The organism is Candidatus Aalborgicola defluviihabitans, from assembly GCF_016705985.1.
Classification (GTDB): domain Bacteria; phylum Pseudomonadota; class Gammaproteobacteria; order Burkholderiales; family Burkholderiaceae_C; genus Allorhodoferax; species Allorhodoferax defluviihabitans.
On sequence record NZ_JADJKN010000023.1, the window covers coordinates 212484 to 236580 of the forward strand.

Consider the following 24097-nt stretch of genomic DNA (forward strand, 5'->3'; position numbering starts at 1 on the left):
CAGTTGTCTAGCGGCTGCTCGGAAAACTAAACACTGCCCCTTCGCGCACACCCGCGCTGGGCCAGCGCTGTGTAATGGTCTTGCGCTTGGTGTAGAAGCGCACGGCGTCAGGCCCATAGGCGTGCAGGTCGCCAAACAGGCTGCGCTTCCAGCCGCCAAACGAGTGGTAAGCCACCGGCACCGGCAGGGGCACGTTCACGCCGACCATGCCAACCTGGATATGGTCGGTGAAGTAGCGGGCCGCTTCGCCATCGCGGGTGAAGATGCAGGTGCCGTTGCCGTATTCGTGGGCGTCGATCAGGTCCATGGCTTCTTGCAGCGTTTTGACGCGCACCACGCCCAGCACCGGGCCGAAGATTTCTTCCTGGTAGATCACCATGCCGGGTTTCACGTGGTCAAACAGGCACGGGCCGAGGAAGTAGCCGTCTGCATGGCCGGCCACTTTGAGGCCACGGCCATCGACCACCAGCGTGGCGCCTTCTTTGACGCCTTGGTCCACGTAGCCGCGGACCTTGTCGAAGTGGGCTTTGGTGACCAGCGGGCCCATGTCCATGCCGGCGGCGGTGCCGGGGCCGACCTTCATCTTGGCAATTTCGACCTTCAGGCCAGCCACGACCGCGTCGGCGGTGGCATCGCCCACCGCCACCACCAGCGGAATGGCCATGCAGCGCTCGCCGCACGAGCCGTAGGCCGCGCCCATCAGGGCGCTGACGGCGTTGCCAATGTCGGCGTCGGGCATCACCACGGCGTGGTTCTTGGCGCCGCCCAGGGCCTGCACGCGCTTGCCGTGTTTGCAGCCTTCGGAATAGATGTATTCGGCAATCGGGGTGGAGCCGACAAAGCTCACGGCCTTGACGCGTGGGTCGGTCAGGAGCGTGTCTACCGCCTCCTTGTCGCCATGCACCACGTTGAGCACACCGGGTGGCAGGCCGGCTTCCAAAGCGAGCTCTGCAATACGCAACGTGCTGCTGGGGTCGCGCTCGGAAGGCTTCAGCACAAAGGTATTGCCGCAGGCCACCGCCATGGGCCACATCCACAGCGGCACCATGGCCGGAAAGTTGAATGGCGTGATGCCCGCACACACACCTAACGCCTGGAATTCGCTCCAGCTGTCAATGGCCGGGCCGACGTTTTTGCTGTGCTCGCCCTTGAGCAGCTCGGGGGCGTAGCTGGCGTACTCCACGTTTTCGATGCCGCGCTGCAGCTCGCCCAGCGCGTCCGGCAGCACCTTGCCGTGTTCAGCAGTGATCAGGGCGCAGAGTTCGTCGGCGTGCTGCTCCAGCAGCACCTTCAGCTTGCCCATCACCCGGGCCCGCTTGAGCGGCGGCGTGTTGCGCCAGGCGGGGAAGGCGGCCTGGGCTGGCAATGGCCTGTTCAACCGTGGCCTTGTCGGCCAGCAGCACGCGTTTTTCGGCCTGGCCGGTGGCGGGGTTGAAGACGTCCTGCGGCGCGTGCCGGCCCTGGGCAGGCTGGCCGTCAATCAGGTGGCGGGATGGTGGGGAGCTGGGACATGGGTTTCCTGGTGAAAATCTGGATGAAAAATGGGGCCGTAGCCCTCGTCGAATACAGCGCAAGCAGCTATCAAAAAAGCGATTACGTCCGCATCGCGAGGGTGGGTTAGGCTCAGGCCGTCGCGTTCAGCGACTCGCCCAAGGCGTTGATCAGGCTGTCGATCTCGGCCTCGGTGCTGATGAAGGGCGGTGCCAGCTGGATGGTGTCGCCACCGTAGCGCACATAAAAGCCTTTTTCCAGGCAGCGCATGGCAATCTCGTACGGGCGCTTGGCCGGCTCACCGGGCAGGGCGGCAATGGTGAAGCCCGCGGCCAGGCCGTAGTTGCGGATGTCGGCCACGTGTTTGGCACTGCGCAGGCTGTGCACGGCGCGCTCAAAATGCGGTGCCAAGGCAGACACCCGCTCGACTGCGTTTTCTTTCACCAGCAAATCCAGCGCGGCAATGCCAGCGGCGCAGGCCACCGGGTGGGCGGAATAGGTGTAGCCGTGGGCAAACTCCAGCATGTAGTCAGGCCCGCCCTGGGCCATAAAGGTGTCGTAAATTTCCTTCTTGGCCACCACCGCACCCAAAGGCTGGGCACCGTTGGTGACCTGCTTGGCGATGTTGAGGATGTCGGGCGTCACGCCAAAGGCGGCAGCACCGGTGTAGGCGCCCATGCGGCCAAAGCCGGTAATGACCTCATCAAAAATCAGCAGGATGTTGTTGGCGGTGCAAATCTCGCGCAGGCGTTGCAAATAGCCCAACGGCGGAATCACCACGCCCGCCGAGCCAGAGAAGGGTTCCACAATCACCGCCGCAATGTTGCTGGCATCGTGCAGCGTAATCAGGCTCAGCAACTCGTCGGCCAGCTCGGCGCCGGTGGGCGGCATGCCCTTTTGAAACGTGCCGGCTGGTGGCTGGGTGTGGGGCAGGTGGTCGGCTTCAATGCCCTGACCAAAGGTCTTGCGGTTGCCCGCGATGCCGCCCACCGAGATGCCGCCAAAGTTCACGCCGTGGTAGCCCTTTTCGCGGCCAATCAGGCGCGTCTTGGTGCCCTGGCCCTTGGCGCGCCAGTAGGCGCGGGCCATCTTCAGTGAGGTGTCGGCTGACTCGGAGCCCGAACCCGTGAAGAATACATGGTCCAGCCCGGATGGCATGAGTTCGGTGATCTTGTTGGCCAGCTCGAACGAAAGCGGGTGGCCGAACTGAAAGGCCGGCGCGTAGTCCAGCGTGCCGACTTGGGCGGCAACGGCTTGGGTGATTTCGGCACGACCATGTCCCAAGCCGCAGCACCACAGGCCTGAGAGGCCATCAAAAATCTTCTTGCCGTGGTTGTCGGTGTAGTAGGCGCCCTGGGCACTGACGATCATGCGCCCGTTCTGGGCACCGCTGGTCTTGAAGTTGCGGTTGGCGCTAAAGGGCATCCAGTGGGCTTCGAGCCAGTTGGCGTCCGTGGGGAAGGCACTGGTGCTGGTGACTGCGGTTGTGGCGGTGGGGTCGTTGAGTTTCATGATCGGCCTTTCGGTTGTCCAAGGGGTTGTGTGGAGCAGATGGCGCATTGTGGTGGTCTCTGTTACTCTTATAAAGTTACTAATATCACTATTTAGTTATCAAAATATGCAACTAAAAAATCGTGCGGTCCTGGGCCAGATCAGCGACATGGATTTGCGCCTGCTGCGCGTGTTCCGCACGGTGGTGGACTGCGGCGGCATGGCGGCGGCGGAGTTGGAGTTGAACATTGGCACCTCCACCGTGAGCCGCCACGTCAAAGACCTGGAAACCCGTCTGGGGCTGACCCTGTGCCGCCGGGGCCGGGCCGGTTTTGCACTGACGCCTGAGGGGCACAAAATCTATGACCAGACCACCGCTTTGCTGGCAGCCACGGATGCGTTTCGCAGTGGGGTGGACGCCATCCACCAGCGCATGGGCGGTGCGCTGCATGTGGCCATGTTCGACAAGACCGTCAGCAACCCCCAGGCGCACATTGCGCAGGCGATTGCGCTGTTCACCCGGCAAGCTCCGGACGTAGCCCTGAACTTGCACGTGGGCACCCTCAACGCCATCGAGCGAGGTGTGCTGGATGGGCAGTACCAGATCGGCATCATCCCCGGCCACCGCAATTCGGACACGCTGGAATACGCGGAGCTGTTTGACGAGACCATGCTGTTGTATTGCAGCCCCGCCCACCCCCTGTTTGCAGCCCATGCGCCGCCACCGGATTGGGATGCACTGCAGGCCTACCCGTTTGCCGGGCTGGGCTACCACTCACCCAACATGGAAATCAGCCAGCAGCTGCGCCTGGCGCGCAAGGCCACGGGTTATGACCAAGAGGCGATTGCCACGCTGATTTTGTCGGGTGCATTTTTGGGATTTTTGCCAGACCACTACGCCCAGAGTTTTGTGCGTGCGGGGCAGATGCGGGCAGTGGATGCAGCGGTGTTTCGCTACACCTGCCAGTTTTTTGCGATTGCCCGGCGCTCACCACAGGCGGCGCGGGCAACGCAGGCGTTTCTGGAGTGCCTTATGCAGGCACACCGAAACCAATAGCGTGATCAGCCGCCCTTTTTGGAGCGCTTGCCGGGGTTCTTCTTGCTGCGGGTGGCAACGCCACGTTCCAGGCTCACGCGCTGGCCGCGGCCGCCGGTGGGGAGGGTCACGCCGGGTGGGGTGACAGGGCGGGGAGTGGCTTTGCGGTCTGCTTCAGTAACGATCTGTTTGCCCATGTTCTATCCTGTGAGTTTTTTGGTGAAAGGGTCTATTGTAAGAGGCGCTGGCCCTCAGGCCCTGCCGGTAAACCCAAAAGCCAGATCGGGCACCTTGCCGCTGATGAGTTCGGCCAGTGCTTTGCCTGAGCCTGCGCCATGGGTCCAGCCCAGGGTACCGTGGCCAGCATTGACCCATAGTCCCGCACCTGGGTCTGGCCAATGTAGGGGATGTTGGTGGGCGTGGCTGGGCGCAGACCCGTCCAGTAGTTGGGGCTGCCGCCGTCGGCTTCCTCGCGGGTGTCGCACATGCCAGGAAACACCTCCTCGATGCGACGCGCCAGCATGCGGCAGCGGGCGCTGGCCACGGGGGTGTCCAGCGACAGGTTGTAGTCGCCCACCTCGATGGTGCCGGCCACGCGCAGTTCGTCGCCCAGGCGGCTGATGGCAATCTTCTTGCTGTCGTCAATGCTGGAGACCGAAGGTGCCAGTTCGGGACGCAAAATCTTGAAGGTGGCGCTGTAGCCCTTGCCAGGGTAAATGGGCAGGTCGATTCCCACGGTGCGCAGCAACGGCGCAGAGTAGGAGCCGCAGGCCACAACAAACTGGTCGGCGCTCATGTGGCGCACGGGCTGCTGGCTATTGATGTCATCAGCTCCTGTGGAAACTGCCCGCACGGCAATAGACTTGATAGCGCCTTGTTCGACCTTCAGGTCGGTAACCGAATGGCTGTAGAGAAACTCCACACCCAGTTCGACACAGTGTTTGGCCAGTGCCTGTGTGAACACCTTGGCGTCGCCTGACTCGTCGCTCGGGGTGTAGGTGCCACCCACAATTTGCTTGCCGTAGGCGGTGAACGCGGGCTCGATGCGCAGCAGTTCTTCTTTGCTCACCACCTGTCGAGCTACGCCATAGCGGCGCATCAGGTCGGCGGCTTCGCCGGCGCTGTCGAAGGACTTCTGGTCAATGTAGAAATGGGCAATGCCGCGCTCCAGGCGCTGGTAGTCGATGCCGGTGCTGGCCACGATGTCTTTCAGAGCCACGTGGCTGTAGGCACCCAGGGCGACGAGCTGCTGCACGTTGCGCTCGAACGCTTTGTCGTTACAGTTGGCCAGGAACTGCAGGCCCCAGCGCCATTGCTGCCAGCCTTCGCCAAACGGCAGGCGGGGGCGAAACAGCAGGGGCGCTTCCTTGCTGAACATCCATTTCAAGGCTTTGAGCGGGGCTTCCCGGTTGGCCCAGGGTTCGCAGTAGCTCACGGAGATTTGGCCGGCGTTGGAGAATGTGGTCTCCAGCGCAGCATCAGGCTGGCGGTCAATCACGGTGACACTATGGCCGCGCTGGGCCAGATGCCATGCGGTGCTGATGCCGATGATGCCGGCGCCTAGGACGATAATTTTCATCGCCGAAGTGTCCAACAAATGGAAGCACATTAACAGTTAATGTGAATAAAATTGCATCTTCATTAGTTTGTCTAATAAAATAGAGCGCAGCCGCAATGCGGTTGGATGCACTGTTAAAACATAAAAACCCCCATGCGAACCTTTGATACGGATGCTCTGGAATGCCTGGCCGCCATTGTGGAAGAAGGTGGTTTTGAGCGCGCGGCCGTGCGCCTGTCGGTCACACAGTCGGCCGTGTCGCAGCGCCTGCGTGCGCTGGAAGCCCAAGTTGGCACCGTCTTGCTGGTGCGCAGCCGCCCGGTCAAGCCCACCTCTGCCGGTCGCCTGCTGATCAAACACGCTATGCAGATGCGCCTGTTGCGCGCCGATCTGGAAACCGACCTGCAAGACCTGACCCCCGGTGCTGGCGCGTTGCGCGAGGAAGACCGGATCTCCATCGCCATCAATGCGGATAGCATCGCCACCTGGGCGTTGCCCGCTTTGGGGGCATTGGTAAGTGAGGGCTTGCCCCTGGAAATCATCACGGATGATCAGGATTTCACCCATGAGTGGCTGCGCGAAGGCCAGGTTCTGGGTTGTGTTACCACCCTCAAGCAGGCCCTGCGCGGGTGCAAGGTTATGCCGCTGGGTGCCATGCACTATGTAGCCGTGGCCAGCCCCGCGTACGCGGCTGAAAACTGCCCCAAAGGGCTGACCACGCACAATTTCCGCCAAATTCCATTCATAGCCTTTAACCGCAAGGACGACTTGCAGACCGAATTTGTCAGCCGCGCCTGCGGCTTGCGCCGGGTAGCGCTTATCCAGCGCTTTGTACCCAGCGTGGAGGGCCAAGTGCGTGCCGTATTGGCCGGCTGGGGCGCCAGCGTATTGCCCACCCTGCAAGTGCAAAGTCGACTCGACAGTGGGGAACTGGTGAACCTGGCACCCGATGTCACCCTGCCTGTGAACCTGTATTGGCATTGCTGGAACCTGGACTCTGTGGTGATTGACCGGTTGACTGCGGCGTTGACCACTGCTGCGACCCAGGCCCTGAAAGTGCCAGGCTAAAACAACGGGCGCCTTACGGTGGGTGCCTTAGCGCACCAGTAGCACCGGCACCTTGCAATGCGCCAGCACTTGGGTGGCTACCGAGCCCATGACCAGGTTCACCACAACGCCGTGGCCGTGCGAACCCATTACCACCAGATCGAATTTGCCATCACTGGCCATTTTGGCAATGGTGGCACCAGCCGGGCCCACCTTCCAGACCGACTTGGCATCAATGTTGTGGCGCAACAGGAACTTGGCTACGGGGGCCAACACCTTTTCGCTTTCCTCGGTGTAGTAGCCGTCTACGATTGCCTTTCCCACTGCGGCGCGGGCACGGGGTGGCAGGGCGGGTTGGGCGTGAAACACGGTGTAGTTGTTGAAGCTGCTCAACAGGGTTTCGTGGGTTCCCAGGTAGGCCAGCATCTTCTTGCTGTAGGGGCTGCCGTCCACGGCCAAAAGGATCTTCATGCTCCACTCCTTGCTGCGATGCGTTCAGTGTAACCATTCGAAAATGCTATTATTACGATAGCTGTATATGTAGCATTGACGAGGGCTAGAGGCCTATTTCTATCAAACAGTTTGGTAGAAACGCGGCCTGCTCATTTTTGCGTGCATACCCCAACGGGTTGGCCACCACCCGGCAGCCCCGGTGAACGTAATCGCTGGGTGCGTGCAGATGACCGTGCAGCCAGACTCGCGCACTGGGCAGCAGGTCGTCCAGTGCATTGCAAAACCCGGCGGTGCCGGGAGTCATGCCATAGCGGGGGTCGGCGCTGTGCAGGCTGGGGGCAAAGTGGGTAACCACCACCGTGGGGCCATCAAACGGCTGGGCCAAGGCATGGCGCAGCCATTGCTGGCATACCAGAGCCTGTTCACGCATGCCTTCGGCCAGCCAGGCTTCTCCTTTACGGGTAGTCAGGGTCTTGCGCAGGTAAAAGTTGGCGGCGCGAAACGCCTTGTCACGCGCCTTGAGTTGCTGGGACGGCGGGCTGCCCTCCGCCAGGGCGTCAAAGTCGCTCCCACAGGGTGGTGCCAATAAAACGCACACCACCCAAAACCACCGTCTCGCGCTCCAGCCAGATCAGGCCCAGGCGCTCGCAGGTAGCGCGCAAACGCGCGTGAGCGATGTCAAAGTCCAGTCCATCGTATTCGTGGTTGCCGGGTACAAAAAGTACCGGCGTCGGCCAGCCGTGCAGAGGTGAAAAGCGGCCCAAACCGAAGTCGGAGTCGATGAGCTGCGAGTGGGTCTGGTACGACCCAATGTCGCCGGCCAGTACCAGCACTTCGGCCCCCGGCGCAGGCTGTGGTTGCCAGTGCGGATGGGCTTCCAGGTGCAGATCGGACAGCAGTTGCAGCTTCATGGCGAGCCAAAGGCCAGTTGCGCCAGATCGGCCACTTGGGCCCGCAACCAGGCGTGCGCACTGGAGCCGGCCTGACGTTGATGCCACAGGGCATCGACCAGAATGACGGGTGCAGGAAAAGGCAGTTCGCGCAAAACGAACTGGTCGGCAAAGCCGGTGACGTTGACAAAATGGCGCGGCATGACGGTCAGCAAATCGGAGCGGGTAACGACCTTGCCAGCGGTGAAAAACTGGTTAACCGTCAGCACCACCCGACGGGTACGACCCAGCGCGCCCAGGGCCTCATCGATAAAACCAAAGGCTCGCCCTGAAAAGCTCACCAGCATGTGGCGTGCTTCACAAAAGTCGTCCAGTGTGAAGGGACCCTGCGCCAGGGCGTGACCGCAGCGCATGACGCAAACCAGGTCGCCCTGAAACAAGCGGTTGTGGATATACGACACGTTCTCACCCGACTGCGCGCGGGCGGTCAGATCCGTGATGACGGCTGGAAAGTGACCAATGGCCAGGTCGGCCTGGCCATCGTTCAACAAGCGGCGCGGGTCGTGCGTTGTCAGGGGCACAACCCGCAGCGAAACATCCGGTGCCAGAATCGCCAACCGCTCCACCAGCGCGGGCATCAGCTCGGCGGCGGTAGCGTCGGCCATGGTCAGTACAAAGGTGGTCGTAGCAGAGGCGGGTTCAAACACGTTGGGTGCCAGTGCCGTTTGCAGGCGCTGCAGGGCATCGCGAACGGCGGGCCATATTTCCAGGGCACGGGGTGTGGGCTCCAGACCGTGGCCCTTGCGCACCAGCAGATCATCGTCCAGTGCCAGGCGCAGGCGACGCAGGGCGTTGCTCACGGCGGGCTGCGTCAGGGCCAACAGGTGGGCTGCGCGGGTCAGGCTGCGTTCGGCCATGACCACGTCCAGCACCTTAAGCAGGTTCAGATCCAGGGTGCGCAAATTGACAGTGTGCATATCCGATCATAAGTCCTGTGAATACTAAACATCACAAACATAAAGTGGACTAACACTAGGTTTAACCCTAGTATTCACATCAAGATGATATTGAGCCCGACTGCTTTTAACCCTAACCGGGAGATTTCCATGACACGTACTGACCACCCCATTTTCGCTTCTTCGAGTGCCTCGACCTTTTCGGGAGCCGCACGTCGCACACCCGTTTCGCGCGAACATTCCCGCATGCTTGCCGGCATGCTCTTGGCCGCCGTGATTGCAGCCTTGTTGGTGGTGGCTGATCAGGTGGTCAACACCTGGGTAGACGGCCACCTGCTGGTGGGCTGGGTCGTGTTGTGGTCGGTGGCATTTGCAGTGCTGGCCTTGTTGGCACCCCCCTTGCGTCAATTGGCCGACGTAACAGCTCAAGCACTGACACGCTGGGTAGCCGCCGGTTCAGCGCGTCGCGCCGATGCCGTCATGTGGAAAGCTGCCCAACAGGACCATCGTTTGATGCAAGACCTGTACGTAGCGAGCCTGGTTAACGAACACAGCGGCGCCTGATTTTTCCGGCCTACCCAATAAAAAAGCCACCGCGACGCGGTGGCTTTTTGCTATTTGGGGCTCGGGTCAGGTGGTTAAACGCTGTTCCAGTTGGGCCTTGGTTTCTACCAGCTCTTTGGGCAGGTGGTAAGCCAGTTGGGTGAACAGGTCATTGTGCAGGGCAAACTCGGCCTTCCAGGCGTCCTTGTCCAGGCTGGTCACGCTGTCAAACTGGGCTTGGCTGAAGTCCAGACCCGTCCAGTTGATCTCGGAATACGTGGGGCTGATGCCGAAGCCATTTTCAGAGCCCTTGGCCGTGCCTTCCAGGCGGTCGATCATCCACTTGAGCACGCGCATGTTGTCGCCGTAGCCGGGCCAGACGAACTTGCCGTCGTCACCCTTGCGGAACCAGTTGACGCAGAAAATCTTGGGCAGGGTGTGGCCGCTGTCTTCGAGCTTGTGCTCCATGTCCAGCCAGTGCTGGAAGTAGTCGCTCATGTTGTAGCCGCAGAAGGGCAGCATGGCGAACGGGTCGCGGCGCACCACGCCCATTTGACCCACGGCAGCGGCTGTTGTCTCAGAACCCATGGTGGCGGCCATGTACACGCCTTCCATCCAGGTGCGGGCTTCGGTTACCAATGGCACAGTGGTGGAGCGGCGGCCACCGAAGATGAAGGCGTCAATCGCCACACCGTTGGCGTCGTCCCACTGGGGGTCGAGTGCGGGATTGTTCTGTGCAGCCACGGTAAAGCGCGAGTTGGGGTGAGCCGCCTTGGCTCCGGTTTCCTTGGCGATGGCCGGTGTCCAGTCTTTGCCTTGCCAGTCAATCAGGTGCGCGGGGATACCACCGCCGTCTTTCTCCATGCCTTCCCACCACACATCACCGTCATCGGTCAGGGCCACGTTGGTGAAGATGACGTCTTTGTTCAGCGACAGCATGCAGTTGGGGTTGGTGTGCATGTTGGTGCCGGGGGCCACGCCAAAGTAGCCGGCTTCGGGGTTGATGGCGTACATCTTGCCGTCGGCATGGGGTTTGATCCAGGCGATGTCGTCACCAATGGTGGTGACCTTCCAGCCAGCAAAACCGGCTTCGGGCGGCACCAGCATGGAGAAGTTGGTCTTGCCGCAGGCGCTGGGAAAGGCCGCTGCCACGTGGTACTTTTTGCCTTGGGGGTTGGTCACACCCAGAATCAGCATGTGCTCGGCCAGCCAGCCCTGGTCACGGCCCATGTTGGACGCAATGCGCAGCGCAAAGCACTTTTTGCCCAAGAGAGCGTTGCCGCCGTAGCCAGAACCGTAGGACCAGATCTCACGGGTCTCGGGGTAGTGAACGATGTACTTGGTCTTGTTGCAGGGCCACTTCACGTCAGCCTGGCCGGCTTCCAGCGGGGCGCCCACGGTGTGCATGCAGGGCACAAAAGCACCATCCACACCCAGCACGTCGTACACGGCCTTGCCCATGCGGGTCATGATGCGCTGGTTCACCGCCACGTAGGCGCTGTCGGACAGTTCAATGCCGATGTGGGCAATGTGCGAGCCCAATGGCCCCATGGAGAATGGCACCACATACATGGTGCGGCCTTTCATGCAGCCGTCAAACAGGGCCTTTTGGCCATCCTTGCCGGTTTGCAACAGGGTGCGCATCTCGGCAGGTGCCATCCAGTTGTTGGTGGGGCCGGCGTTTTCTTTCTTCTCGGAGCAGATGTAGGTGCGGTCTTCCACGCGGGCCACGTCGGACGGGTCGGAGCAGGCCAGGAAACTATTGGGGCGCTTGGCGGGGTTGAGCTTTGTGAAGGTACCGGCATCAACGAGCTGCTGACACAGTCGCTGGTATTCCTCTTCGGACCCATCGCACCAATGGATGGCGGCGGGTTTGGTCAGTGCGGCCATGTCGGCCACCCAGGCAATCAGCTTGGGATTTTTTACGTAGCTGGGTGCATTAAGGTTCAGGCCTTGCATCGCGGGTGCGTTCATAGGGTAGCTCCTAGTTTGAAAATCGTCTTTTCAAAATGAAAGCGTTGCTTTGATTTTGAGAAAACGGCTTCCAGGAAACTGCAAAAACCTGCACCCAGATATTTCATGCGGACAACTTGGGCAGGGTCTGCCATTTTATGAACGGGTACCGGGGTTACAGGGCAACTCACGTTAAAGATCATGCAAAAATAACATAGGGTTATGCATAAAAATCTGGATGTGCCAGAAACAAAAACGCCGCGCAGGATGCCTGCACGGCGTTATCGGTTCCCCGCTCTTGGCGGACGTTTTTTACCCTTAAGGGGTGTAGCCTCAGGCCATGGAAACGGCGATAAAAGCCAGCAAGAAGATCATGATGGCGCCCACAACCGGCACAACAAAGGGAATCATCGGAACAATGGCTTCAACCGGATCAACGGGTTGGCCAGGGGTTTGGGCGGCAGGAGCGGACATGGAGGGTCTTTCAATACAGGATGGAAATTGCGGGTGATTCTAGCGATAAGCGATCAAGCGTGCTGGATCTGGTCGGCTGCCTAGCCCAGCTGGGCATCAAATCCGGCTTGGCGAAGGACTTCCAGCACCTGGGTAACATGGGCGTGGCCTCGGGCTTGCACCACCAGTTCGATCTCAACATTCTGCGCGGAGAGTATGGTGAAGGCGCGCTGGTGGTGCACCTCTTCTATATTGGCACCCACATCAGCCACCATGGCCGTGATCTGGGCCAGGGAGCCAGGCACGTCACGCGCGCCGACGCGAATGCGCGCCAGGCGCCCGGCACGCACCATGCCGCGCTCGATGATGGCGGCCAGCAGCAGCGGATCAATATTGCCGCCGCACAGCACCAAGCCCACGCGCTTGCCTTTGAAACGCTCGGGGTATTTCAGCAGGGCAGCCAGACCGACAGCGCCGGCCCCTTCAACCAGAGTCTTTTCCACCTCCAGCAGCATCACCAGCGCCTGCTCGATATCGCCTTCGTCCACCAGCAACAGATCGTCCACGCGCGCCCGGATGATGTCCAAGGTAATGCGCCCCGGCGTGCCCACGGCAATGCCCTCGGCAATGGTGCTGGTGCCTTGCGGGTGTTGCGTACCCTGGATGGCGTTGAACATCGCCGGGAAACGCACGGTCTGCACCCCCACCACTTCCATCGTCGGTCGCAGTGCCTTGGCGACCGTGGCCATGCCAGAAATCAGACCACCTCCACCCACGGCAACAATGAGCGTGTCCAGATCGGGCACGTCTTCCAGCATTTCCAGCGCGACAGTTCCCTGACCGGCGGCAATGGCCTCATCGTCATAGGGGTGCACAAACGTCAGTTGGCGCTGCTCGGCCAGGGCGGCGGCGTGGCTGCGGGATTCTTCCAGCGTGTCGCCGTGCAAAATCACCTCAGCGCCAAAGCCACGGGTGCGCTCCACTTTGACGCCTGGCGTAAAGCGGGGCATGACGATGACGGCGTGCAAACCCAGGCGCTGGGCATGATAAGCCACACCTTGGGCATGGTTACCGGCGCTCATGGCGATGACGCCGCTTGTCCGTTGCTCGGGCGTCAACTGTGCCAGCCTGTTGCAGGCCCCTCGCTCCTTGAACGAGGCCGTGAACTGCAGGTTTTCAAACTTTAAAAACACCTGTGCACCAGTGATGTCGGACAGGGTTTGCGAGGCCACGCAGGGTGTGCGCAGCACATGGCCTTTAAGCCGTTGTGCGGCCGCCAGGATGTCGTTGTATTCAATCATCCCCCGATTGTGCGCAATTTTTGGAGCCGCGCCCATGTCCTTGGACTTCCATCTTGTTTCAGACTGCTGTATGGTGACCTCGTACACAACTGTGGTGGAGGCGTTTGATGGCCAAGCGTTCACTGTCCCAGCCCCCCGACGGGCACCTGATTCCCTCACCGGGCCTCTTGGAGGCGCCGGTGCTGGATTTGATGTGCTCCCACTTTGTCCTCACCTTGGCAGCCCGCCAGGGTTCCAGCCTGAATGTGCGCCGTGACTTCAATGGCATCGTGGGGTTGGCTGGCCGTCACCTGGTTTGGCCTGTCACGGTACTGGCCCGGTTGCGGGACTATTTGGCCCGGCGCTGTGTCAGCAACGAGCTGTGGCGTGGCCATGAGGCGCTGGACGCAACCGAGTTTCTGGCGCGCCACGGTGTCTGGCGTGGCGCCTATGACGAGGCTACGCTGTACTTTTTTCTCGACGAATACGCCAAAGACCAGCCGCGCGACCTGATCGCCGTGCTGAGCGTCACGGGTGAATGGCTGAGCCACACCCTCAAACGCCAATCCACGTTGGTTGAAAAAAACATCAACGCCCTGGCCGGCCTGCTGCAACTCAACAAGGCTGAGCGTGCCTTGCTGCTGTACGGCACGCTAGCCCGCTACCAGCGCGACATGCGCAGCATCCTGGTGGAGTTCAAGGTCAACAACGCGCCAGAAGCCTACGCAGCCATTGCCGAAGTAGCACACGTCAATCCCGAACAGGTGGCTGAGGCTCTGCGCGCAGGCTCGCGACTGGAGCGCATTGGCCTGGTGGAAAACCTGATCTCCGAGCACAACATCACCGATCTGGCGGATTTGATGAAGGTTAGCGAAAAGCTGCCCCCGGTGCTCATGCGCCAGTACCGCGATCAGGCCGAGCTGATGGCCGTATTCACCCGCCTCTCCAGCAAAAGTACCTTGGCGATGGACGATTTTGCCTTTGTCGCCGAAGACGCCCAGGTACTTTGCACGCTGCTGGCCAATGCGGTCAACCGCCAGGAAATCGGCATCAATGTGTTGTTGTATGGGCCGCCGGGCACGGGCAAGACCGAACTGGCCAAGGTGGTAGCGCAGTCGGCTGGACTGGAACTGTTCGAGGTGGAGTACGCCGACCGCGACGGCAATAGCTTAAGTGGGCGCGACCGCTACCGTTCACTGCAAATTGCCCAGGTGTTTTTGAAAGGCAGCGCCAAGGCAGCCCTGCTGTTTGACGAGGTGGAAGATGTGTTTCCACCCATTTCGCACGAAGCGGCGCAGTGGATGGCCCGGGTTGATGCTGCCGCCACGCCGCCCAACAGCAGCGTCAGCGGCAAGGCGTGGGTTAACCAGGTACTGGAGTCCAACGTGGTGCCCACCATCTGGGTCACCAACCGCATCGAACAGATTGACCCCGCCTTTCGCCGCCGTTTTGCCTACCACCTGGAGCTCAAATCCCCGCCGCCGGGCGCACGCGAAGAACTGGTGCGCAAGACCCTGGCTGGTGTGGCCGTGACGGACGACTTTGTCGCCCGGCTCACCCAACGCAAGGGCCTGACCCCGGCACAAATCCGCACCGCTTCCCGGTTTGCCGCGTTGGCGCAGGCCAGCTCAGGCACAACTGCCGGTATGGAAGCCCTGATTGAGCGCCAATTGCGCAATGCCGATCAGGCGCTGGGCAACCGGGTGCATTACACGGCCCGTGACATGGCCGGTAGTGCCTACGATTTGACCTTGCTGAATGTCAAAAGCCGCTTCGACATCGCGCGCGTGGTGCAGGCCTTGCAGGCCCGTGGCCACGGAACCCTGTGTTTTTACGGCCCGCCCGGCACAGGCAAGACCGCATTGGCTAGGCACATAGCCAGCTCCTTGGCGCAGCCCCTGCATGTGCGCCAGGCCAGTGATCTGATGAGTAAATACGTCGGTGAGACCGAGCAAAACATGGCCGCCATGTTCCGCGAGGCCGAGACCGAAAACGCTATTTTGTTGCTGGACGAGGCCGACAGCTTTCTTCAGGACCGCCGCAGCGCCCAACGCAGCTACGAGGTGACGGAGGTCAACGAAATGCTGCAGGGCATGGAGCGCTATCGCGGCATTTTCATTTGCACCACCAACCTGATGGAGCGGATCGACCAAGCCGCCCTGCGCCGCTTTACCTTCAAGATCCAGTTCCTGCCGTTGACCCGGGCGCAACGCCTGACGCTGTTTGTGACCGAGGCCTGCGCCGGGGACGCGACCCGACTGCTGCCCGAGCTGGAGTCACGCCTGGCCAACCTGGACCAGCTCTGCGTAGGCGACTTTGCCGCGGTTAAACGCCAGGCCACCATTCTGGATGTACAGATGGACCCAGCCGAGTTTTTGGAACAGCTGGAGGCCGAGCACCGCATCAAACCCGAGGTGCGCGACGCGCGGGGCATGGGATTTCTGCAGTAATTGCGGGGCTTGTCTTCAATTTTTTGTGGGCGTGTCAACCGCTTGACGGGGTCAAGCGTCATATCTCCAAGCGGACATATTTCAATGTCCATTCCAACCTAAGCTGACTAGTTTGTATGAACAAAGAGACGATCAAGGTTCCTGAGAAAGGTACCTACCAATGGCAGTTGTTTGACTACTGGTCAGACGAGTTTCGCCATACCAATGCCGATCACTCCGCCTATATCGCGCTCAATTTCGCTGGCGTGCTCGACGCCTGCCGCAACAAGCTCCAGGCCCTGATTCAGCACCACAGCCAGCACGTCTGCGACGCCAAAGGCGGCACGCGCCATAGCCGCGCCATTGCCCGTCTTCAAAATACCATGTCCGGCGCAGCCATGTCGTACGAGACTTGTTTCCGCCGCCACATAGCTTAGGCCCCCACGGTCGCTCACTGCGTGTGGCTCCCTGCCCCCCAAGGGGGCCGCGTTTCGCCTTGGGGCGGCCCGGCGGCGAAACCCATTACTTTAGACCCACCACGCGCAGCACCGCCTGCGCGTAGGCTTCCAGCTTCTTGACGCCCATGCCGCTGATGCCTTGGAGGTCATCCAGGGTTTGCGGCGCACGCTTGGCCACCGCTGCCAGCGTGGCATCGTGAAAAATCACATAGGCGGGCAGGTTGTGCTCCTTCGCCACCTCGGCCCGCCAGGCTTTTAGCGCCGCATAGCGCACCAATCCTTCTCCATCCAGCGCAATCGGCGCCTTGATTGCGGCCGATCCGGCACCGGTGCGCTTGCGGCTGGCCGGTGCCGACACTGATTCCCGCAGCAGCACTTGCACATCGCCCTTCAGCACCGCGCGTGATTGCTCGGTGAGCTGCAGCGTGTTGAAGGCTTGGGAATCCACCGCGACCGCGCCCATGGCAATCAACTGGCGCAGCACGCCCCGCAACTGAATCTCACTAAAGTTAGCGCCTACTCCGAAGGTGCTAAGGGCGTGTGGCCGTGCTGGGTGACCTTTTCGGTGGTTTTGCCCCGCACAATATCCATCACCTGCCCAGCCCCGAACGACATACCGCTGGACTGCTGAATGCGGTAAATGGTGCTGAGCAGCTTGCGCGCCGCGTCGGTGCCGTCCCAAACCTCGGGTGGGTTCAGGCAGTTGTCGCAATTGCCACATCGGTATTGGGGGCTACTACCCAGTTGCTCCCCAAAATACGCCAACAACCGGGTTCGGCGGCAGTCCGTAGACTCGGCCAGGCCCAACAGGGCGTCGAGCTTGCCGCGCATGACCTGCTTGAATTCTTCGCCCGCCGGGCTCTCATCGATCATGCGGCGCTGGTTCACCACGTCTTGCAGGCCATAGGCCATCCAGGCGTAGGCGGGCAGGCCATCGCGGCCGGCGCGGCCGGTTTCCTGGTAGTAGCCTTCGATGTTTTTGGGCATATCCAGGTGAGCCACAAAGCGCACATCCGGTTTGTCAATGCCCATGCCAAACGCAATGGTGGCCACCATGACCACGCCTTCTTCCCGCAGAAACCGGTTCTGGTGGTCCTGGCGCATGCGGCTATCCAGCCCGGCGTGGTAAGGCAGGGCATACACACCCGCCTGCGCCAGGGTTTCAGCCACGTCTTCCACCCGTTTGCGCGACTGGCAGTAGACGATGCCTGCATCCCCCTCGTGCTCGCGCTCAATAAAGCGTTGCAGTTGTTGCACGGCTTCACGTTTTTCCACAATCGTGTAGCGGATGTTGGGGCGGTCAAAACTGCTGACAAATTGCTGCGCGTCTTCCAGTTGCAGGCGCTCCAGGATGTCGGCGCGGGTCAGGGCATCTGCGGTGGCGGTCAGCGCCATGCGCGGCACACCAGGAAAGCGCTCATGCAACACGGTCAGCCCCCGGTATTCGGGGCGGAAGTCGTGGCCCCACTGGCTCACGCAGTGTGCCTCGTCAATGGCAAACAGGCTGAGCAAGCCGCGTTCAAACAACGAATCCAGCAACGCCAGAAAGCGCAGGTTGGTCACCCGCTCCGGCGCCGCGTACAGCAAGGTGATCTCGCCGCGCAGCAAGCGCTGCTCAACCTGGTGGGCCTCTTCGCTGCTCAGGGTAGAGTTCAAAAACGCGGCGTCCACGCCGGCCTCATGCAGGGCGCCCACCTGGTCGTGCATCAGCGCAATCAGGGGCGACACCACCAGCGCTACCCCGTGGCCGGCACGTTGTCGGGCAATCGCCGGAATCTGGTAACAAAGCGATTTGCCGCCGCCCGTGGGCATCAGCACCAATGCGTCTGCACCGTTGGCCACCTGCTCCACAATGGCCTGCTGCGGCCCACTGAATTGGGCGTAGCCAAACACCTCTTGCAGGATGCTTTGGCAGGTCTGGCTGGAAATAGAGGAATCAGTCGCTATCAAAATAGTAGCTGCTTACGTAATGTTGACGAGGGCTAGATGCCTAAAACACTCTAAATGATTTGGGAAAGGGTGCTGGCATTGCCCTTATTGTCGGGCAAGTGCTGCAGCAACTGGGCAGCGAGCCAGAGCCAGAGTGAACTAAAATCGCGTCCATCCCAAGGAGCGCTGCAGCGATCCGGGCCTGTACGTAACGGGCCCAAACGGTCGCCAGGCTTGGGTTTGTCAACGGCGCTCACTTGTCCATCACAAGGTGAGCCGCTACCCATGAAACCTTCCAATTACACCCGCGCCCAGGCCTTACCGGGTATTCTGGCCCAACGCATTGCCATTTTGGACGGTGCCATGGGAACCATGATCCAGCGCTTCAAGCTCGGTGAAGCCCAGTACCGGGGTGAAGGCTATACCGGCCCCGGCAGCCAGGGTGACCGCTTCAAGGACTTCTCACATGACGTCAAAGGCAACAACGAGTTGCTCAGCATTACCCGCCCCGACGTCATCCGTGACATCCACGAACGCTACCTGGCCGCCGGTGCCGACCTGATCGAGACCAACACCTTTGGCGCCACCAGCGTGGCCCAGGCCGACTACGGCATGGAAGACCTGGCGGTGGAGATGAACCTGGCCTCGGCCCGCCTGGCCCGTGCCGCCTGCGACAAATTCAGCACGCCTGACAAACCCCGCTTTGTTTGCGGCGCTTTGGGCCCCACGCCCAAGACTGCCAGCATCAGCCCCGATGTGAACGACCCCGGTGCGCGCAATGTGACCTTTGAAGAACTGCGCAAAGCCTACTACGACCAGACTAAGGCGCTGGTCGAAGGTGGCGCCGATGTGATTCTGGTGGAGACGATTTTTGACACCCTCAACGCCAAGGCCGCCCTGTTTGCGGTAGACGAATACTTTGAAGCCAGCGGCGAACGCCTGCCCATCATCATCAGCGGCACGGTGACCGATGCCTCCGGCCGCATTCTGAGCGGCCAGACTGTCACTGCGTTTTGGCACAGCGTGCGCCACGCCCAGCCTCTGGCGGTTGGCCTGAACTGCGCACTGGGCGCGGCGCTGATGCGCCCCTACATCCAGGAGCTGAACAAAGTGGCGCCCGACACCTTCATCAGCTGCTACCCCAACGCCGGCCTGCCAAACCCCATGAGCGACACCGGCTTTGATGAAACGCCGGACGTGACCAGCCGCCTGGTGCGTGAGTTTGCCGCCGAGGGGCTGGTGAACATTGTGGGGGGCTGCTGCGGCACCACGCCGGACCATATTGGGGCCATCGCGCATGCGGTGGCGCCCTTGCCTGGGCGCGCCTTGCAGCGCAGTTATTTCTACAAAGAAGCGGCTTGAGCGCCCTATAGCGCCCTATAGAGCGCACCAACCGCCCGTGGCACACTTACCCCCGGCGTAAAACAACTACACGGGGCGGGAGGCGGGTTTGGACAAGCGACAACTGTCTGAAAGCGATAACCTCCCTTCCCACCCAGTGCATTGACCTGCGCCAGCGCCTCACCAGCGTCTGCGCCAGCAGGCGCTGCTGGCGCAGGTGCTGGTAGCAAATGCCAGCTAAGACCATGTTGGCAAAAACAATGGAACCCATATGTTGACCAAGGCCCGTATCAAAAACTTCAAAGCCTGGCGGGATACGGGCGACATTCGGTTGGCACCCTTGACAGTAATCTTTGGTGGCAACAGCGCCGGCAAAAGCAGCTTGGGACACCTGTTGCTGGCCTTGAAGCAGACGGCGGCGTTGTCTGACCGTAAGCGTGCATTGCATGTGGGTGACCCCTCATCGCTGATTGATTTGGGCACTTTTCAAGACTGTCTTTACGGCCAAGACACCCACCGCAAGATGGAGTTTGCTCTGCAGTGGCGCACCCACGTGCCTTTAAGCGTTGTCAACTCCTTAGACCCTACAGAAAAATACTTGGGCAATGAGATTGCGCTCAACGTCACCATCAAGGCGGGCAAGGCCGATCAACCCGAGGTTGAGCGTTTGGCTTATGCATTGATAGACGGCGACTCTGCCAGCTTGCAAATTGCGCACACCCACCAGGATTCAAAAGTCGCCTTGAAGGCCAAGCCTATGAATCTCGTCAAGGTGACTGGGCGGGTTTGGCCATTGGACGCGCCAGAGAAGTTCTATCGGTTCTCCGACGCGACCCTGGCGCTTTTTCAGAACGCCGGTTTTTTGTCTGACTTTGCGCTGGAGACCGAGCGTGCGCTCAGTTCCATTTATTACCTTGGCCCGCTGCGGAGCCATCCCAAGCGAATCTATGCGTGGTCTGGCGAGACGCCGCCCGACGTGGGTATGCAAGGCGAGCTTGCGGTCGCCGCCGTTTTGGCGGCTGAGGCAGAAGCGCGCAAGTTGAGCCGTGGCAAAGGGCGCAAGCCAGAAAGTTTTGCCAAGTTTTTGGCCGACTGGCTCAAGACCATGGGCGTGATCCACAGCTTCAAGGTGGAGCCATTGGCTGCAGGGCGCAAAGAGTACGAGGTTTTGTTGAAAACGCACTTGGGTTCGCCCGAGGTCAGGCTCACCGATGTGGGCTTTGGCGTGTCGCAGGTGTTGCCCGCCTTGGTAGAGGCGTTTTATGCCCCCAAAAACTCTACGGTTTGGATGGAGCAGCCAGAGATTCATCTGCACCCACAGGTGCAAGCGCACCTGGCGGATGCTTTCATTTGCGCGGTGCAAAGTTGGGAGGGCGGGCAGCCCCGCAATGTGCAACTGATCGTTGAAAGCCATTCAGAGCACTTCCTCAACCGTTTGCAGCGGCGTGTGGCGGAAGGGCTCATTGCGCCCCAAGACATTGCCATCTATTTCGCCAAGCGGTCGGGCAAGACGGCGGAGCTGGAGCCCTTGGAGCTGGACCAGTACGGCAATATTCAAAATTGGCCCGCCCATTTTTTTGGGGATGTGATGGCAGATGCGGTGGCACGTACCACGGCGGCCATGAAGACCAAAATGGCCGAACGCACCAAACCTGCACCATGACGGTCGTTGTCGATACCAATGTGATTTTGGTGGCGAATGACGCCCATGCCGAGGTGTCGCCAGAGTGTGTGCTTGAATGTGTACAGCGCTTGAGCCAGGTGATGGAAAGTGGCTCGATTGCGATTGACGATGCGTACCGCATACTGGGCGAATACCTGAACAAGACAAGCCCCGGCAACGGCAACGGCGTTGGCGATCTGTTCGTCAAGTGGGTGTTGGCCAACATGGGCAACGCGCAGCGCGTGCAGCAGGTGCCACTCAATGAGTGGGATGACGATCAATTTGCAGAGTTTCCTGCCGGCCCGTTGGAAGCGGTTTTTGATCGGTCAGACCGCAAATTTGCCGCCGTGGCAAACGCGCACCCCGCCAAGCCACCGATTTGGCAGGCGGCCGATTGCAAATGGCTGGATTGGTGGCCTGAACTGAAAGCCCACGGGGTGGACGTCACGTTTCTTTGTAGCGACGATGTTTGCCAGTTTTACAAGAAGAAATTTCCCCAAAAACCAATGCCTGTTTTGCCATGACTGATTTCTTTCGGTTCCCCCATACCCCACATATTGCGTGGCTGGCCTCGGGCGCACCCCGTGACGACAAGGTTTTGTCGCCTGACGAAGCAGCCGAGTTGTTGGCTGGTGACGTCGTGATTGAGGAAAAACTGGATGGGGCGAATCTTGGCCTGTCGGTGTCGCCCGATGGGGTGGTGCGCGCGCAAAACCGCGGTCAATATTTGGTGCAGCCGTTTCACGGGCAGTTTGCCCGCCTTGGCGATTGGCTCGCAACCCATGAAGACCGGCTGTTTGATGCCTTGGGAAGCAACTTGATTGCGTATGGCGAATGGTGCGCCGCGCGACACTCGCTGGACTACGCGGCGCTGCCAGACTGGTGGTTGGTGTTTGACGTTTATGACCGCGACACAGGCCAGTTCTGGAGCACGGCGCGGCGCAATGCCTGGGCGGCAGAGCTGGGGCTGACAACGGTGCCCCGGTTGCACGCCGGGCATGTCGATATGCACCAGTTGAGGGACTGGGTGCATGCCAAGCACAGCCAATTTCGCCAGGGCCCGTTAGAGGGATTGGTCATTCGGCGTGAAAGAGGCGATTGGCTGGAGCAGCGCGCCAAGCTGGTCCGGGCTGACTTTACCCAGGCAATTGAAAGCCACTGGCGCAGTCGCGCACTGCAGTGGAATCGCGTGGCGATTCCGTTAGCTTCCTGAAGTGCGACATCGGTTTATGGACTCGTCAGAATACTGTGCAGCTGCCTCTTGTGCACAAGCGTTCTCATTCCCGCCCGCGCCCGGCAGGCGCTGCTGGCGCAAGCGTTGGTTGGCGAGGTGGCCTGAGCCAACTCGGTCTACGCTGCGTCCGTCAACAAGTGCCCAGTTTTGACAAAGATGGTGCAGCCCTCTTTGCTGAAAGGCTTGTGCACACTCAAGTGGGGGCTGCGAATCCAGGAGCCTGCAGGGTAGCGCCCGTGCTCATCTTCAAACACGCCGTCCACAACAAATATCTCTTCACCTCCAAAATGCCGGTGCGGGTTGAAGTAGGTGTCTGGTGCCCAGCGCACCAGGGTAGAGCCGGAGCCTTGCCGCATCAGCGGCATCACTGTCAGGCCCGGCACCATGCCCTGGTACCACTCCGCCGTGGTTGTGTTGATGACCTCGGTGTGCTGCTGGTCAGCGCCCAGATGCCGGAGTTTGACAAAGAGAACACATCCCGATTCACTGTGCGGCGCGTGTGAAGACCCCGGTGGATTCATCATGTAGGTGCCCGCCGGGTAGTCGCCGTTCTCGTCACTGAAAACGCCTTCGAGCACCAGAATTTCTTCGCCAAACTCGTGCAGGTGTGAATCAAACTTGGCGCCCGGCGCGTACCGAACGATCGAAGTCGCCTTGGCAACCTCGTCGCCGATACGGTCAAGCATGCGGCGCTCCACACCGGTTTGTGGGCTTCCAATCCAATCCAGGTCATGGTGGTTCAGTACCACCCGCTGGCTGTAGTCAGCATTCAATTCCATCACATCGATTCCTCTAGCGCCAGGCCCTTTGCCTAGGTGGCAGAGGTGTCCAGTCTGTCTTGGGTTTTAGTATCAAAATCGGCAGCCTCGTGGCGTTCATGCAATTGGCTGGATGGCTCACCCCAGGTGCGGTTGACCTTGCGCCCGCGCTGTACCGCAGGCCGTAGTGCAATTTCATCGGTCCAGCGCAGCACGTGTTGGTACTCATGCACACTCAGAAATTCACCCGCTTCGTACAGCTGGCCTTTGACCAGCGTGCCATACCAGGGCCAGACCGCCATATCGGCGATGGTGTAGTCGTCTCCTGCCAGGAAGCGGTGGTCTGCAAGATGACGGTCCAACACATCCAACTGCCGTTTGACTTCCATGGCGTAGCGGTTAATGGGGTACTCAAATTTGGCCGGCGCGTAGGCGTAAAAGTGGCCAAACCCACCACCCAGAAAGGGTGCACTGCCCATTTGCCAGAACAGCCATGACAAACATTCCGCCCGCGCTGCGCCACCGGCGGGCAGGAAGGCGCCAAACTTTTCAGCCAGGTATTGCAGGATCGCTCCCGATTCAAACACCCGCACCGGTGTGTTGCCGCTGTGGTCCATCAGCGCCGGAATTTTGGAGTTGGGGTTGGCTTGCACAAACCCACTGCCGAACTGGTCACCATCGTGGATCCGGATAAGCCAGGCGTCGTATTCGGCACCCCGGTGGCCGGCGGCCAGCAGTTCCTCGAGCATCACCGTGACCTTGACGCCATTGGGCGTTGCCAGTGAGTACAACTGCAGTGGGTGGCGCCCCACAGGTAAATCTTGGTTGTGCGTGGGACCCGCGATAGGTCTGTTGATGCTGGCGAACTTGCCGCCGCTTTCCTGGTCCCAGGTCCAGACTTTGGGTGATGTGTATTCGGAGGTGTTGCTCATGAGGATCGTCAAATAGCCAAACCGCAATTATTGCGTGGCGTGTGAAATCAGTAGCGTGTCAGGGGGATTGGAGGTCTTTCTCGGGCTGCCCCACAAAAGGTTTAAATATGCATTTCGCCATTGCACGCCGATACATTTTGCGTTTTGCATGTTCAGGTACTGCAAGAGTACGAGACCGAGCTGAAAGAGGGCGACGGCCATA

Annotated in this window: 19 protein-coding genes, 3 pseudogenes and 1 riboswitch; of the genes and pseudogenes, 9 read left to right on the forward strand and 13 right to left on the reverse strand. The window is 60.5% G+C overall.

Going from position 1 to position 24097, the window contains the following annotated elements; genetic code table 11:
* Positions 1–7: 7 nt before the first annotated feature.
* A pseudogene (locus tag IPI80_RS16900) lies at positions 8–1484 on the reverse strand (CoA-acylating methylmalonate-semialdehyde dehydrogenase).
* A 139-nt stretch (positions 1485–1623) separates the two neighbouring features.
* A complete protein-coding gene (locus tag IPI80_RS16905; protein ID WP_413862188.1) occupies positions 1624–3003 on the reverse strand; it encodes an aspartate aminotransferase family protein in 1380 nt (459 codons plus the stop codon).
* Positions 3004–3109: 106 nt separating this feature from the next.
* On the opposite strand from IPI80_RS16905, the gene IPI80_RS16910 reads away from it, so the two are divergent.
* Positions 3110–4039 carry a LysR family transcriptional regulator gene (locus tag IPI80_RS16910; protein WP_413862190.1) on the forward strand — a complete coding sequence of 310 codons (930 nt, stop codon included), beginning with the start codon at positions 3110–3112 and terminating at the stop codon, positions 4037–4039.
* A gap of 5 nt (positions 4040–4044) precedes the next feature.
* On the opposite strand, the gene IPI80_RS16915 is transcribed toward IPI80_RS16910, so the two are convergent.
* Both IPI80_RS16915 and IPI80_RS16920 read right to left on the reverse strand, forming a co-directional pair.
* Positions 4045–4215 (reverse strand): hypothetical protein, encoded by a 171-nt coding sequence (locus tag IPI80_RS16915; protein ID WP_413862192.1) that lies wholly within the window; start codon positions 4213–4215, stop codon positions 4045–4047.
* A gap of 32 nt (positions 4216–4247) precedes the next feature.
* The gene (locus tag IPI80_RS16920) at positions 4248–5597 is read right to left on the reverse strand and encodes an FAD-dependent oxidoreductase (RefSeq protein ID WP_413862194.1); all 1350 of its coding nucleotides are present in this window, start codon (positions 5595–5597) and stop codon (positions 4248–4250) included.
* 132 nt (positions 5598–5729) lie between these two features.
* Here IPI80_RS16920 and IPI80_RS16925 point away from each other — a divergent pair, with 132 nt between their 5' ends.
* Positions 5730–6644, forward strand: coding sequence for a LysR family transcriptional regulator ArgP (locus IPI80_RS16925; protein ID WP_413862198.1), 915 nt, complete (start codon positions 5730–5732; stop codon positions 6642–6644).
* A 27-nt stretch (positions 6645–6671) separates the two neighbouring features.
* Here IPI80_RS16925 and IPI80_RS16930 read toward each other — a convergent pair whose 3' ends face one another.
* From IPI80_RS16930 to IPI80_RS16940, 3 genes and pseudogenes are all read right to left on the reverse strand, one after another.
* Positions 6672–7094 carry a universal stress protein gene (locus IPI80_RS16930; protein ID WP_413862200.1) on the reverse strand — a complete coding sequence of 141 codons (423 nt, stop codon included), beginning with the start codon at positions 7092–7094 and terminating at the stop codon, positions 6672–6674.
* A gap of 85 nt (positions 7095–7179) precedes the next feature.
* A pseudogene (locus tag IPI80_RS16935) lies at positions 7180–7987 on the reverse strand (metallophosphoesterase).
* The gene (locus tag IPI80_RS16940; protein WP_413862202.1) at positions 7984–8943 is read right to left on the reverse strand and encodes a LysR family transcriptional regulator; all 960 of its coding nucleotides are present in this window, start codon (positions 8941–8943) and stop codon (positions 7984–7986) included. The pseudogene IPI80_RS16935 and the gene IPI80_RS16940 overlap by 4 nt, the downstream one beginning before the upstream one ends.
* Positions 8944–9072: 129 nt before the next feature.
* Here IPI80_RS16940 and IPI80_RS16945 point away from each other — a divergent pair, with 129 nt between their 5' ends.
* The gene (locus IPI80_RS16945) at positions 9073–9486 is read left to right on the forward strand and encodes a hypothetical protein (protein WP_413862204.1); all 414 of its coding nucleotides are present in this window, start codon (positions 9073–9075) and stop codon (positions 9484–9486) included.
* Positions 9487–9552: 66 nt separating this feature from the next.
* On the opposite strand, the gene IPI80_RS16950 is transcribed toward IPI80_RS16945, so the two are convergent.
* The 3 genes from IPI80_RS16950 to IPI80_RS16960 form a co-directional block, all read right to left on the reverse strand.
* A complete protein-coding gene (locus tag IPI80_RS16950) occupies positions 9553–11439 on the reverse strand; it encodes a phosphoenolpyruvate carboxykinase (GTP) (RefSeq protein WP_413862206.1) in 1887 nt (628 codons plus the stop codon).
* 312 nt (positions 11440–11751) lie between these two features.
* Entirely contained in the window at positions 11752–11892 is a 141-nt protein-coding gene (locus tag IPI80_RS16955) for a hypothetical protein (RefSeq protein WP_413862208.1), read from the reverse strand.
* An 80-nt stretch (positions 11893–11972) separates the two neighbouring features.
* Positions 11973–13172 carry a threonine ammonia-lyase gene (locus IPI80_RS16960; protein WP_413862210.1) on the reverse strand — a complete coding sequence of 400 codons (1200 nt, stop codon included), beginning with the start codon at positions 13170–13172 and terminating at the stop codon, positions 11973–11975.
* A 107-nt stretch (positions 13173–13279) separates the two neighbouring features.
* Between IPI80_RS16960 and IPI80_RS16965 the strand changes: the two genes are divergently transcribed.
* Both IPI80_RS16965 and IPI80_RS16970 read left to right on the forward strand, forming a co-directional pair.
* Positions 13280–15601 (forward strand): ATP-binding protein, encoded by a 2322-nt coding sequence (locus IPI80_RS16965; protein WP_413862212.1) that lies wholly within the window; start codon positions 13280–13282, stop codon positions 15599–15601.
* Between the two features lie 116 nt (positions 15602–15717).
* The gene (locus IPI80_RS16970) at positions 15718–16017 is read left to right on the forward strand and encodes a hypothetical protein (protein ID WP_413862214.1); all 300 of its coding nucleotides are present in this window, start codon (positions 15718–15720) and stop codon (positions 16015–16017) included.
* An 85-nt stretch (positions 16018–16102) separates the two neighbouring features.
* On the opposite strand, the pseudogene recQ reads toward IPI80_RS16970, so the two are convergent.
* Positions 16103–17967 (reverse strand): annotated as a pseudogene (recQ, locus tag IPI80_RS16975) (DNA helicase RecQ).
* A 172-nt stretch (positions 17968–18139) separates the two neighbouring features.
* A riboswitch (S-adenosyl-L-homocysteine riboswitch) is annotated at positions 18140–18229 on the forward strand.
* Positions 18230–18252: 23 nt separating this feature from the next.
* On the opposite strand from recQ, the gene IPI80_RS16980 reads away from it, so the two are divergent.
* The 4 genes from IPI80_RS16980 to IPI80_RS16995 all read left to right on the forward strand — a co-directional run bounded on the left by IPI80_RS16980 (position 18253) and on the right by IPI80_RS16995 (position 22184).
* Positions 18253–19329 carry a homocysteine S-methyltransferase family protein gene (locus IPI80_RS16980; RefSeq protein ID WP_413862216.1) on the forward strand — a complete coding sequence of 359 codons (1077 nt, stop codon included), beginning with the start codon at positions 18253–18255 and terminating at the stop codon, positions 19327–19329.
* Between the two features lie 250 nt (positions 19330–19579).
* Positions 19580–20971, forward strand: coding sequence for a DUF3696 domain-containing protein (locus IPI80_RS16985; RefSeq protein WP_413862218.1), 1392 nt, complete (start codon positions 19580–19582; stop codon positions 20969–20971).
* Positions 20968–21495 carry a hypothetical protein gene (locus tag IPI80_RS16990; RefSeq protein ID WP_413862220.1) on the forward strand — a complete coding sequence of 176 codons (528 nt, stop codon included), beginning with the start codon at positions 20968–20970 and terminating at the stop codon, positions 21493–21495. The genes IPI80_RS16985 and IPI80_RS16990 overlap by 4 nt, the downstream gene beginning before the upstream one ends.
* On the forward strand, positions 21492–22184 hold the full coding sequence (locus tag IPI80_RS16995) for an RNA ligase family protein (RefSeq protein ID WP_413862222.1): 693 nt from the start codon (positions 21492–21494) through the stop codon (positions 22182–22184). The genes IPI80_RS16990 and IPI80_RS16995 overlap by 4 nt, the downstream gene beginning before the upstream one ends.
* A gap of 137 nt (positions 22185–22321) precedes the next feature.
* On the opposite strand, the gene IPI80_RS17000 is transcribed toward IPI80_RS16995, so the two are convergent.
* Both IPI80_RS17000 and yghU read right to left on the reverse strand, forming a co-directional pair.
* Complete coding sequence (locus tag IPI80_RS17000; RefSeq protein ID WP_413862618.1) at positions 22322–22984, reverse strand: cupin domain-containing protein; 663 nt, start codon at positions 22982–22984, stop codon at positions 22322–22324.
* A 32-nt stretch (positions 22985–23016) separates the two neighbouring features.
* The gene (gene yghU / locus IPI80_RS17005) at positions 23017–23895 is read right to left on the reverse strand and encodes a glutathione-dependent disulfide-bond oxidoreductase (protein ID WP_413862224.1); all 879 of its coding nucleotides are present in this window, start codon (positions 23893–23895) and stop codon (positions 23017–23019) included.
* Between the last annotated feature and the right edge of the window lie 202 nt (positions 23896–24097).